Source organism: Ensifer sp. SL37 (assembly GCF_026672675.1).
In the GTDB taxonomy this organism is placed as follows: domain Bacteria; phylum Pseudomonadota; class Alphaproteobacteria; order Rhizobiales; family Rhizobiaceae; genus Ensifer; species Ensifer adhaerens.
Genome location: NZ_JAPPRN010000002.1, coordinates 270,274 through 282,521, shown reverse-complemented (window position 1 = coordinate 282,521; position 12,248 = coordinate 270,274). Strand labels below are relative to the sequence as shown.

The 12,248-nt window shown below is 58.6% G+C and carries 6 protein-coding genes and 4 pseudogenes; 3 read left to right on the top strand and 7 right to left on the bottom strand.

What is annotated here, in order from left to right; all coding sequences use genetic code 11:
• Nucleotides 1-17: 17 nt before the first annotated feature.
• The 4 genes from OVA00_RS09195 to OVA00_RS09180 form a co-directional block, all read right to left on the bottom strand.
• Nucleotides 18-203: a hypothetical protein gene (locus tag OVA00_RS09195; protein ID WP_268088658.1), complete on the bottom strand. Its 186-nt coding sequence runs from the start codon at nt 201-203 to the stop codon at nt 18-20.
• Entirely contained in the window at nt 200-958 is a 759-nt protein-coding gene (gene istB / locus OVA00_RS09190; RefSeq protein ID WP_268088657.1) for an IS21-like element helper ATPase IstB, read from the bottom strand. Before istB ends, OVA00_RS09195 begins: the two co-directional genes overlap by 4 nt.
• A complete protein-coding gene (gene istA, locus OVA00_RS09185) occupies nt 945-2,447 on the bottom strand; it encodes an IS21 family transposase (protein ID WP_268088656.1) in 1,503 nt (500 codons plus the stop codon). The genes istB and istA overlap by 14 nt, the downstream gene beginning before the upstream one ends.
• A 590-nt stretch (nt 2,448-3,037) precedes the next feature.
• Entirely contained in the window at nt 3,038-4,240 is a 1,203-nt protein-coding gene (locus tag OVA00_RS09180; RefSeq protein ID WP_268088617.1) for an IS256 family transposase, read from the bottom strand.
• A gap of 345 nt (nt 4,241-4,585) precedes the next feature.
• Between OVA00_RS09180 and OVA00_RS09175 the strand changes: the two are divergent.
• Both OVA00_RS09175 and OVA00_RS09170 read left to right on the top strand, forming a co-directional pair.
• Nucleotides 4,586-5,089 (top strand): annotated as a pseudogene (locus OVA00_RS09175) (transposase); the annotation flags it as partial.
• A 366-nt stretch (nt 5,090-5,455) separates the two neighbouring features.
• Nucleotides 5,456-5,636: pseudogene (locus tag OVA00_RS09170) on the top strand (transposase); the annotation flags it as partial.
• Here OVA00_RS09170 and OVA00_RS09165 read toward each other — a convergent pair.
• Nucleotides 5,636-9,742: a hypothetical protein gene (locus OVA00_RS09165; RefSeq protein WP_268088665.1), complete on the bottom strand. Its 4,107-nt coding sequence runs from the start codon at nt 9,740-9,742 to the stop codon at nt 5,636-5,638. The pseudogene OVA00_RS09170 and the gene OVA00_RS09165 sit on opposite strands and share 1 nt — an antisense overlap.
• A gap of 73 nt (nt 9,743-9,815) precedes the next feature.
• A protein-coding gene (locus tag OVA00_RS09160) for an IS3 family transposase (protein ID WP_192445889.1) occupies nt 9,816-10,954 on the bottom strand; the annotation gives its coding sequence in 2 pieces (ribosomal slippage) (nt 9,816-10,696 and nt 10,696-10,954; 1,140 coding nt in all).
• A gap of 89 nt (nt 10,955-11,043) precedes the next feature.
• On the opposite strand from OVA00_RS09160, the pseudogene OVA00_RS09155 reads away from it, so the two are divergent.
• Nucleotides 11,044-11,952 (top strand): annotated as a pseudogene (locus OVA00_RS09155) (DUF4158 domain-containing protein); the annotation flags it as partial.
• A 22-nt stretch (nt 11,953-11,974) separates the two neighbouring features.
• Here the strand turns inward: OVA00_RS09155 and OVA00_RS09150 are convergent.
• Nucleotides 11,975-12,202, bottom strand: a pseudogene (locus OVA00_RS09150) (IS110 family transposase); the annotation flags it as partial.
• Nucleotides 12,203-12,248 lie beyond the last annotated feature (46 nt).

Here is a 12,248-nt window from a genome sequence, read left to right as displayed (position 1 = left end):
TTCGGTGGGCTGTCAGATCATTTGTTTGGCAGGCGCTGGTTTTGGAGCTCGGTCTGGATCTGGACGTTGTATTGGTGCCAGACCCTGTCGCGGATTTCGGTCAGCAGTTCGAAGACGGCCAGGGCCTGTTCCGGTGTCCAGGTTGTCGGGATCTCGACGGACAAGGAGAGCGGCAACCCAGGTTTCGCGGGGGCTTTTGTCATGGCCTTTGCGCCCTTCTCTGCTCGGTGCGCAGTTCCGATCGTTCGGTGGCCTCTTTGAGCCGGTAGGATTGGCCCTCGATGGCAATGACTTCGGCATTGTGGACGAGACGATCGACCATCGACACGACGCAGGCGGCGTTGGGAAAGACCTCGTGCCAGTCGGCAAAATTGCGATTGGTCGTGACGATGGTGCTCTTTGCCTCGTAGCGTCGGCTGATCAGCTCGAAGAGCAGGTCGGCATGCCGGTTGGTGTAGGAGAGATATCCGACCTCATCGATGACGAGGAGGGCTGGAGCGATGTAATGGGCCAGGCGCCGGCGGAGCGCGGAAGCGCTGTCGATGGCAGCCAGTTCGCCCAGCAGTTGGCCGGCGCTGGTAAACAGGGCGGTGTGGCCGTTGAGGACGGCATGATGGGCGATGTTGCGGGCAAGTGTTGACTTGCCGACTTCGTTGGGGCCGATGAAGACGGCATTGGCGGCGTCACGGATGAAGTCGAGACGCATGAGCGCTTCGATGGACTGCCGGTCGCATCGTGTCGGAAAGGACCAATCGAAGTCGCAGAGCGGCTTGAAGCGTCCGATCCTGGCATCCTTCAGCCGTCGTTCCAGACTACGCCTGGCGCGTTCGTTCTCCTCCCAGTCGAGAAGTGTCAGCGCCCACCCGCCTTCAAGCGCGTCCTGCCAGTGAGCGACAAGACCGTGCAGGTGCAACCGGGCGGCGCGATTGAGGGCATCGCTTTGATCATGACTTGTCATCTGAGGTTTCCTTGAGCTGGTCGTAGAGGTCGAGACGAGCGGGCCGGACAGGACTGTCCTTGTCCTGGACATGCCGGGGCAGCGCGACGTGCAGCAACGGCGGTTGGCGCCGCCGTTCCCGTCGGCGCTCCAGGATCAGCTGGACGGCATTGGGATGGGGCGATGGCCCTTCGAGCGCCAGGACCTCCAGGATTCCCGCTTGCAGTTCGCGGGCTCCGTAGTGCTGAAGCAGCCGGTTCAGGCCGATGATGGCGGAATGCAGGGAATGACCGTTCTGTGCCGCGCGCTCAAGAAGCGCGGTGCTGGCGGGAACGGCGGCAGCCAGCCGATCGGTGGCGCTGTGTCGTCGGGCGGCACGCTTCTCGTCAACCAAAGCCTTGATGTGGGCGGCATCCTCCACCTGAGCACCCTTGTCATAGCTGCGAACGTGACAGGCAACGACCTTCGCACCATCGAGGACGCGGACTTCCTTCTGCGTGGCCACGATGCTCAAGCTGCACCGGACGTAGGCGTGCGGGACGGAATAGTCGTTCAGATCGAAGCGGGCGTAAGGGGTCTTGCCGATGGAAACAGCGATCTGGGCCGGCCATTCAAAGGAGGTGTCTGGCAATGGCAAAAGGTAGGGCTGTTCGAGGGCGAAGGCCTGCCTGACGGTCATATCGAGACCGGGGCACAGTCTGTCGGCGGCAACGCCCTCGCACCAGGCATCGGCCTGGGCGTTGAGATCATCGAGATCCTTGAAGCTGCGGGCGGCAAAGAAGTTGTCGCGGATATAGCGAATAGCGCGCTCGACGCGGCCTTTCTCATTCCCCCGCGCGACAGCGACCGGACGGGGATCGTATCGATAATGGGCGGCAAAGGCGAGCAGAGTGGGGTTGAAGCGGATGGCATCGCCATGACGCTCGAGCACGGCACTCTTCAGATTGTCGTAGAGCACGACCTTGGGAACCCCGCCCCATCTGTCGAAGGCTTCGGCGTGACCGGACAGAAACGCTTCCATCCTGGCATCGAGGAAGAAGCGCAGGAAGATCCGGCGGGACTGGCTCAGCACGATGACGAAGGCCATGAGGGGACGACGTGCCCTACCGATCTGCATCTGTCCAAAGTGGCCCCAGTCGGCCTGGGCCTGCTCTCCAGGAAGGGTGCGCAGGCGCAGATAGGCCTCGGCCTTCTGGCGCGGTCGGTGGCGGGCGATCATATGGCGGAAGTGACCGCCGTCGCCACGATATCCCCGCTCGCAGACCATTGCGTGGAGTCTGGCTGCCGTCAGGGTGGGGAATGCCTCAAGGGTCTCCAGAATGAACGGCAGATAGGCGTCGATCTGGCTTGGCCGAGTTCGCGGCCCATGCGGCACCAGCCCGGAACGGGCCAGCACGCATTGAACGGTATGATGGTGGACGCCGAGTTGGTGGGCAATGGTGTTGGCCCGCCACTTCTCGACATGGTGGTAGCGCAGGATCTGAGCCTGCAGTTCGGCAGATATGGCCATCGTCATCCTCTGGATAGGGACATCGGGATGGCTCGGCGACGACGCAGGGGCTCACGGCGGACAAACGGCGAGCAGCAGCGGCCACACCAGTGACAATGATGCCCCAGAACGCCGGTCGGCAATCCTTCAGGGATCGCAGGCTCGGTCAAGGACGGCGTATCAGCAGTGTCGGACGCCTTGTTCGGTGTCGTCACCGAAGCCGCCATTACATCAACATCGGCATCGCTGGTGAGTGAACCATGGTGCGTCACTATTTTGTGCCGGGCCCGATATCGGCGGCTGCGGGCTGCATGAGCGAAGCGGCCGTTCCGGCTCGTCTGATAACGCCTGGCGACATCCCGACGGCGCGCGGCACGGGCAACACGAGCGCAGCCTCCGGCGCAATAAATCTGCCCGCGGTCACAACATCGGCAGATCAGCACCTGCGTCCGACAACGTTCGCAGAGAAAGAAGCGTCCGGTATCATGTTCATCCGCCCTTCGGCAGCTGTCATGACATGGACGCGAGGCTCCGTCTGCGCCATAATAACCCGGCATTCGTGTTCCGCACGGTGGGGAGTGTCAGGAATTCTGTGCGGTGGGCCGGTTTCATCAGTTGAAGAACCGCTCGCCGAAGATGACGGCGAACTGTGTCTTTGCCTTGATCCACTCCCTCGGCGCGCGCTTCCACTGCTCGGCCGCATTGTTGAGGACCAGATATAACAGCTTCATCGCGGCTTCGTCACCCGGGAAATGGCCGCGCGAGCGCACTGCCCGACGAAGTTTCGAGTTCAACGCCTCGATGGCGTTCGTCGTGTAGATGATGCGGCGGACGCCCTCTGGGAAGGCGAAGAAGGGAACAACGTGTTCCCAATTGCGCCGCCAGCTTTGAGAGATGGCAGGGTATTTCTGGCCCCAATACCCTTCCTCGAAAGCCTCCAGCGCCTTCATTCCAGCCTCGGCATCTCGAGCACGATAGATGGCTCTCAACGCCGGTACGACGGGTTTGCGATCCTTGTAGGACACGAACTCCAGAGAATGCCGGATCAGGTGGACGATGCAGGTCTGGACGATCGTCTGAGGGAAGACGGCAGTAATGGCTTCGGGAAAGCCCTTCAGGCCATCGACCACGGCGATCAGGATGTCCTGGCAGCCACGGCTTTTCAGCTCATTCATCACGCGCAACCAGAACTTTGCCCCTTCGGTCTGCTCGATCCAGAGCCCGAGGATTTCCTTTGTGCCGTCCGCCAGAACTGCGAGCGCGACATAAACGGCCTTGTTGCGAACGAAGCCTTCGTCCCGGATCTTGACCCGGATGGCATCGAAGAACACGAGGGGATAGCACAGCTCGAGCGGGCGGTTTTGCCACTCGCCAACGGCCTCCAGAACCTGGTCGGTCACCGCCGAGATCAGGTCCGGCGACACGTCGATACCGTAGATTTCTTCGAGGTGGCCCTGGATTTCCCGCACCGTCATGCCGCGCGCGTACATGGAAATGATCTTATCATCGAAATCGGGAAAGCGGCGCTGATATTTGGCGATCAGCTGCGGGTCGAACGTACCGGCCCGGTCGCGCGGGATGGTCAACGTCATCTTCGAGGTACCGGTCAGCACCGTCTTTTTCGAAGATCCATTCCGCCGATTGCCCGACGGTCCTTCGCTGCGATCGACGGCGAGATGTTCATCAAGCTCGGCGTTGAGAATACGCTCCGACAGTGCCTTCTTCAGGTCATCCAGCAAGCCGTCCTTGCCGAAAACATCGGATGGATCACGACCAGCAAGAAGTTGGTCCAGAAGTTCTTTTTCGATAGCCATGTGATGATTCGCTCCTTTTCATCATCATGGCCCACCGCACAGAATTCCTGACACTCCCGCACGGTGTAGGGCGCGGCGCCGGGTAGAATTAGCCGTTCGTTCGGCGCTGTGCCTGCCTTCATCAATCGACGCAAAGATTACGGCACGCGCTGCGGCTGCACCAGTCCTCACCCCTTCACCCAAAAGCCGTTTGGTATACTTCTCGACGCACTGGCCCCTATGCTTGCCTGCGCGCAGGCAAGCATAGGGGCCAGCCAATCCCATCCGCTTCAGAACAAGCAAGTCACTGCCGAAAAACCTCTGTGGAACTCTCGGCAGCGAATAGCCGCACTTCTCAACGACCGTTCACAGCTCGAGGCGGTCATCGCCGAATTCGTGCCCCACTGGTCACTCGCTGCGGTCGTAGGGGCTTTGCGGGCCTTGCGTGGCATTGACCTCATAGCCGCGGTGACGTTCGTTGCGGAAGTGGGGGATGCCGGTCGGTTTGAGAGCCCTCGCCAGTTGATGGGGTATCTGGGCCTTGTTCCCGGCGAACGATCGACTGGAGAGACAACAAAGAGGATCGGCATCACCAAGGCAGGCAATAGCCGAGTCCGGACCTTGCTGGTTGAATGCGCCTGGACGTATCGGTATCCGCCTCGGATCGGCAAGAGGAAGCTGTATCGCTTGCAAGAGGCATCATCGTCGGTTCGCGAGATCGCCTGGAAAGCGCAGACCCGCCTGACAGCCCGATATCGAACGCTAAGTGCCCGAGGGAAAAAGCCGACGGTCGTGTGCACCGCAGTCGCACGGGAACTCGCCGGCTTCATGTGGGCAATTGCAAGGGAGGCGCGACAGACCACGCCGTAACAGCAGGCCGCACACGACTCGCGCATTGGCGGAGGCGGGACAACGGCAGGGGAATGTCCGTTAACCGCTTTGTGGCCGGCATTTCCGACGCCCGCAGTAAGACAGGAACAGCCCCAGACGCAAAATCGGGAATGCGGTAGCCAATCCGCGTATCAGAGCTTGATCACCGACGTCTTTCAGTTCCGCCTCCACCAATGCGCGAGACCCATCCGAGACATCGTTCTGCGGAACGAGAGGCTCGACGCGTCTTAAGCGTTGACAGCGGACATCAGAGCGGTTACCCGAGCCGGACTTTCACCGGCTGGAACGCGCCAGCTTGTCCTGGCGCACCCCATCCAAATTGTCGCGCCACAGGCGGCCTATGGCGAGAAGAACGCCTTTCGGGTTGCCCAACGTAACGGCTACCGCGCGCGACTGGGAAACACGGGCCGGGATCGTGGAACTGCGCATCCCGAAGCTTCGTACCGGCACCTATTTCCCAAGCTTTCTCGAGCCGCGCCGGATGGCCGAGAAGGCTCTGACGGCCGTGATTCAGGAAGCCTACATCTATCCAGCACGCGGTACCGATCGCACGGTTGCCTGCTTCCTAATCAGCTTCAGATAGTTCTCAGTCCTGTCACGGTCCAGCCCCATTGCGCGGAAATTCGCCACAGTGCCGGTGAAGAACGGCGGCTTGCCAAGCGTCTCAGCTTCGGAGAAGAACTGTTTCCAGGTGGGATCGATCCAAGTGTTTCCGTGATCGATAATGTAGTGATTGGTCGTTATGTTTGAGCCGCTGTTTGCCGGTGTATATTCTTTGATCGGTCCGCCAAGGGCAGCCGTCGCCTGCTTTGCAAGGTGCAACCCTGTCCATTGACGATCGTCATAACTCGTGCCGCGGCGCGAAAGTCCCTCGGAGGTGGAAAGCCGGTTTTTCGAATAGCCCTCTTCCACCATTGTTTGCATTAATATCTTTTCACGCATGAGGCGAACGAGTGGGTTCGCAAGATCGCCTTCTGCCACAACTGGAAGCAGCGAGGCGCTGTTGGCTGCGACATAGTCGCCAACCTCTTCCGCACTCAGCGCCTTGTTCCAATCGATCACAGTCAGTAGTCTCGATTTTTCCTGAAAGGCCTGGCTTGACGGATCAGCCGGTATGGGAAGCGCGTGGAGCTTTTCTCCGAGCTTGACCAGCAGGGCTTGCGCGTCAGACGTATCCAGATTCTTGCCCCGAAGGTCATCGAGCGCATCCGCGACCTCTTGCAGCTGCGTTGGCTTCCAGTCCCTGAAGCCGGCTTTCCAGGTGTTGACGTGCGTGCTGGTGATCAAGCTTTCTGGCTCACCGATCCCCAGCCCATATTTGAGGCCCGATAGGTTCACAGCAACGTCCCTCAAGATGTCGCCAGAACTCCTGCGCGAGGAAGAGCTTACTGGCTGACCCTCAAGCTCATTTGGCGAAGTGGTCTCAGCGCTATTGAATGCGGCCTGATCGTTTATCAGGCTGGCGATGGACCCATCCTTGTTCTTGCGAACAACGCCGGCCTCGACGAGCTCTTCGATCATGTGTGATTTGTCGATGCTGTTGCCAGCCTCAATGATCTCTTGTGCCTGTTCCTGGCCAATACGACCGCCGCTCTTCGCGGCCTCTGCTGCGATTTTCGTCTGAACACCCTGCAACAACGCCCCAACGTCGCCGCTAAACCCCTCTTCGTCAGGGTTTGACGCGACCGCCTGCATGACGAGGTACTTGTAGACATTACCCCAGACGGCCTGAGGCACCCTGCCATCAACGCACTCGATCAACAACTCTGCCGTCTCAGGATCAATACCGATGGACGAGGTGCTGCGATTGCTTGCAGGCTTGCCTGCCGCGCTTGGCGCTGTCTTCGATGTCTTCCCGAGAGCCGAATTTTTCACGTGCTTGTCGACGGCTGCCTCAACGTTTTTAATCACCTTCGCGATATGGGCGCTTTGCTCAAGTCCCTTGATTGGCGGTGCGCTTGAGCGCACGAGCCCACCAATAGCCTTCTTTGCTAAGCCTGTGATTGCCGCGATCGATCCTTCCAGGAGAATCTCAGTTCCAATTGACTTGAAGAATTTCTCAGTGATGCCTCTGGCCAAGCGGTCACTTTTCTCCAGGTCATCGGTCACGCTGAGCTCAGCGGCGTCCACTGCTATGTCTGTCACTGCTGTCACAGCGACGCCTGCAAGCACGCCAGGCAGCACGCCCGGAAATGCGATCGACAAGCCGATCGACAAGCCATAGCCGACCGCTTGTAACGCTGGTCTCAACGCCTTAACCCCGTCTTGGACTGTTTCCTCCCATGCCGACGTGTTGTTATAACCCCATTCATTATGCAGCATCGCCATCTGGTCGAGAATGATCGGATTGCGATTGGCAGATTTGAGGTCGTCGATACTTTGGCTGGCTGCATCTGACACTTTGTTCAGATGGAGAGTGCGGCTAAAATCCACCAGTTGATTTTTGATCTCCGACTTGCTAGGCGCTGCAGACAGGATATCGGCGATCCTGTCGATGGAGCTGATGTCCTCATCGCTTGGCGTTATTAATCCTGACGCTGTAAACATGATGTAATCACTGAGATTGTTGGCCAGATTATCTGCCTCACCGACCTCTCGAGTGCGAGAAACCGGCGCCCCCCCCAATCGACCGTCATCACTTGTCTTAAGATAAAATTTACCCCCGCGGGCTTCCAGCGCTTTCAAATAATCGCCCGGATTGGCTAGATGCTTGGCATTATTAGAGTTTGCCAGCGCCTTAAGTTTAAGTGCCATCTCGCCTTTGGTTTTATCGTCGATACCCTCGGCAAACATGGCTCTAAACTCGTCGCTCTTAAAGACAGACAGTTGCTCTTTCAGGCCTTTGGGGATGGCCGCCGTTTTTCCCTGGTTGAGATTGATCAGAATACCAGAAAACTGTTCATCGTCCCCAGTTGGCAAATAGAGGATATCCGGATTGAAGACTCCGGCTGCACTCCCCTTAAGCGCTTTTCGCTTTCCATCGAGGAACTCGTACACATAGACTTGAACCCTCTTGTGCTCCGTCGAACTCAGCTCGCCATTTCCGGCAATGGTCGTGAACAAGGGAATGGCATCCAGAGACTGGCCGACATTGGCGGCCAGCTCTTCTTTGTTCTTCTGGAAGAATTGATCGACATCCTGAGCGTGGTCAGGAGAAAGGTCCAGGTCCAGGATCTTGTCGAGTGTTTTGTTTTTTCCTAAAGGAGAGATGAGCTGTGCGCGCTTTTGGGCAATGCTGGCGGCTGTCGCTTGCTTTATCTGGGGAATAACGATGACACCATCCCCGCCGCGGATCTGTAATGACGAGTTCAGATACGACAGGATTTCGTTGTCGCTATATTCCTGTTTGCCTGGAACCTCTTTGATTTTCACCAATTGAGAAGGCAGGGAGCGTCTTTGACGCTCTTGTTGGCCCGGGGCCCATGGACTGTAGACGAAGAGGTCACCGTTCTGTGCGCGATAGGAGTATGCCCGGAAGACAGGCGCCCCATCCGAAAAGATTGGGTCGTATCGGTTGTTACTATCGAGAAACTCACTCGGCTCGTCCGGTAGCTCCTGAGACAGCGCTCGCCTGAAGAAGCCGATATCGTTCTCCCAAATGAATTTGGAGTCTTGACCGGAAAACTGCATGTTCGGTGTTGTCGTCTGCACAGCCTGCTTGAAGCTTTGCTGCGCAGACATCCCGAGCACGAGATACCATCTATTCAAGGTTTTCTGGGTAAAATGCTCGCTGGATTGATATCCAGTGAACTTGGTGACAGCGAACAGATCGGGGTCGATCTTCTGCAGCTCGCTGTTGATGTAAGGCTCGGTTTCGAAGCCGGAGACCGGCGACGGCGGAGCTGTTTCGTTCCAATAGTCTCGACGCGCCTCGAGCGTACCGCCCTCCTCAGATGGACGGTCGGACATGGCCCGCACCTCCGAGCGAAACCCCTGCAACTCCTTAGAGTCGAACGCGATCTGGTAGGCGGCGTTTTGAGCGGTATCGCTCGGGTATGCGCGGCGGAAAGGCCCCTCTTTATCGTTGAAGGCCAGAAGATAGGGAAGATAATCAACCTCGCCAAACGCCTGGGTGCGCACTTTGCCACCGGTCGTGATCGCGTCAGCGTCTCTGGGGCTGAGCGGCGATTGCGCAAAAAACTTGGAAAGTGCTTCCTGGATATCTGCCGCATCGGCGGCGTCGGCGTCATCGCCAACAGCCGAATCATGATCCTCAACGCGTTCGATCACGTTCCTCTGAAGAGCGTTCAAGGAAGCCAGATCGGAATCGGCCGGAAAGTCAGGGTCTTCATGACTAAGCAAGGCATCACGCGCAGCCTTCACGGTGACAGCGACGATTTCGGATCCCTCGTTCTTCTTGAGGATCGGCTGAAGAACATCGAGGGTCATCTGGCGGCGGGCGGCGAGGAACTTTTGTCGTTCCGGCGTGTTGCTGCTCAGCTTGGTTGCCGCGTCGTCCTGCAGGTACTTTTGTTTGAGATCCCCAACGGCCAAAATCCTCTTGGCCGCACTGCCAAATGTCGTTTGAGTCAGGTAGAGTTGGTGTCGCAACAGCTCTTTCTTGCCGGACGCATCCAGCCCCTCGTAATACCTGCGCAACGGCTCCGTTACAAACCCATGCGAATTCGTCACAAACGTATCCAGAGAGCTGGCTCGGTTTGTCTGAACAGTTTCGGGCGTTTTGCTAAGTGGATTTCCGCCTCGATTATGCTGCCGCCATCATCGGTGTCAGCGCGTTGAAGTAAGCCTGATCCGGCGTCTGCCGGTCAAGGGATGAATGTGGGCGTCGGGTGTTGTAAAAGGACAGATATCGAGCGATGCCAACGCGGGCCTCGGACACGGTTTTGTAGGCGTGGAGGTAGACCTCCTCGTATTTGATCGACCGCCAGAGCCGCTCGACGAAGACATTGTCCCGCCACGCGCCCTTGCCGTCCATCGAGATGGCGATCTCAGCCTTCTTCAGCACGGCAGTGAAGTCGACGGAGGTGAACTGCGAGCCCTGATCCGTATTGAAGATGTCGGGCTTTCCATACCGAGCAAGTGCTTCCTCGACCGCTTCGATGCAAAAGGCCGTCTCCATCGTGATCGACAGCCGCCACGACAGAACCCTCCGGCTGAACCAGTCCACGACAGCGCAGAGATAGACAAAGCCGCGCGCCATCGGAATATAGGTCAGGTCCATCGCCCAGACCTGATTGGGCCTGGTGACCGCCAGCTTTCGCAGGAGATAGGGATAGACCTTGTGACCTGGTGCCGGTTTCGAGGTGTTCGGGCGACGGTAGATCGCCTCGATGCCCATCTTCTTCATCAGCGTGGCGACGTGCAACCGTCCCGCTTGCAGTCCTTCCGCCTTCAAAAGCCCTTGCAACATCCGGCTCCCGGCAAACGGGTAGTCGAGATGTAGTTCGTCGATCCGGCGCATCAACGCCAGATCGCCGTCCGACACTGGACGCGGAGAATAATAGACGCTGCCACGACTGAAGCCGAGAAGCTTCGCCTGGCGCACGACCGACAGTCTGTGCGTGCGGTCGATCATTTCTTTCCGCCCAGCAATCCCGCCTTGCCGAGCGCACCGGACAAAAAATCGTTCTCCAGCGTCAGCTCGCCGATCTTGGCGTGTAGTGTTTTGACATCGACTGTGGGTGTCGTCGGTTCTGTCTTGGCTTCATCGCCGAAAACGCCCGTCGCCCCCTCAAGGAGCTGGTCTTTCCACTGCTTGATCTGATTGGCGTGCACGTCGAACTGCTGGGACAGTTCCACCAGCGTCTGTTCGCCTCTGATCGCGGCAAGCGCCACTTTCGCCTTGAAAGCCGGGCTGTGGTTCCGGCGCGGTCGTCTCGTCATGGTCTCTCCTGTTTCCGGCATCTATGCCAAAGTCAGGCAGAAATTCCACTTATCCCCGCTGTTCAAATTTCCCGAGCCAGCTCTCGGAGAACCGGTTCGGGTTCGCTTTACAACTATGTGCGCTTCGCTATCCCGGTCGGGCGCTCGCGCCAGGAGAGCTGATCCCGCAAGAGGTCTTGTCTTTTATCGGCGCTCAACTCGGCATTCCGGCTGACGCGATTCTCACCTATGCCACTCGCCGCCAGACCCGCCAGCAGCATATGGAAGCCTTACGCGAGATCTACGGCTACAAGGCGTTCGCGGGCCGTGGCGCACGTGATTTGCGAGACTGGCTTTTCGATCAGGCCGAGGATGCGAGGTCGAACGAGGATCTGGCGCAGCGCTTCGTCGCGCAATGCAGGAGAATGGTGACCATCCTGCCGGCGGTGTCAACGATCGAGCGTCTGTGCGCCGATGCTCTCGTTGCGGTCGAGCGACGCATCGAGGCACGGATAGCGGAAAGGCTCGATTTTAATGCGCGCGAGCGACTGGACGGGCTTCTGACCGAAATGGTGGACGGAAACATCAGCCGTTTCATCTGGCTTCGCCAGTTCGAGGTCGGCAGCAATTCCGCGTCAGCGAACCGCTTGCTTGATCGGCTGGAGTTCCTGCGCGGTCTGGAGATCGATCCTCAGATCGTCGTAGGTATCCCGCCACACCGCATCGCGCGTCTGCGTCGGCAGGGCGAGCGTTACTTCACGGATGGCCTGCGCGACATCAGTTCGGATCGGCGATGGGCGATCATCGCCGTCTGCGCCGTCGAGTGGGAAGCCGCGATCGCCGACGCCGTTATCGAGACCCACGACCGTATCGTCGGGAAAACCTGGCGAGAGGCGAAACGGCTCCATGACGAGCGGATTGCCGGTTCCAAGGTGGCGGTCACGAATACGCTTCGCGCTTTCACGGCCTTGGGTGCCTCTTTGCTGGAAGCTCGCGACGATTATAGCGCGACATCGCAGATGACATAGCGAGCGACATCGCTGGCATCAAGCGGACCGTGTGACCCATAGCGCCGATCTGCTGCGCCCAATAGTGCGCACTCCCGCACGCCTCCATGCCCACCATGCAGGGCGGCAGCCTCTCAAAGAATGCCAGAACCTGCGCACGGCGTAAGGCGCGCCGAACGATGACTTCGCCAACGGCGTTCACGGCGTGGACCTGAAACACGTTCTTGGCCAGATCCAATCCTACAGTCGTAATACCTTCCATGGTGTGTTCCTTCTTGATGGTGCCTATTTGAGCGACAGCATAAATC

Coding starts and splice junctions, on each gene's coding strand:
- OVA00_RS09195 (WP_268088658.1), bottom strand. CDS start 203: ATGACAAAAGCCCCCGCGAAACCTGGGTTGCCGCTCTCCTTGTCCGTC.
- istB (WP_268088657.1), bottom strand. CDS start 958: ATGACAAGTCATGATCAAAGCGATGCCCTCAATCGCGCCGCCCGGTTG.
- istA (WP_268088656.1), bottom strand. CDS start 2,447: ATGGCCATATCTGCCGAACTGCAGGCTCAGATCCTGCGCTACCACCAT.
- OVA00_RS09180 (WP_268088617.1), bottom strand. CDS start 4,240: ATGGCTATCGAAAAAGAACTTCTGGACCAACTTCTTGCTGGTCGTGAT.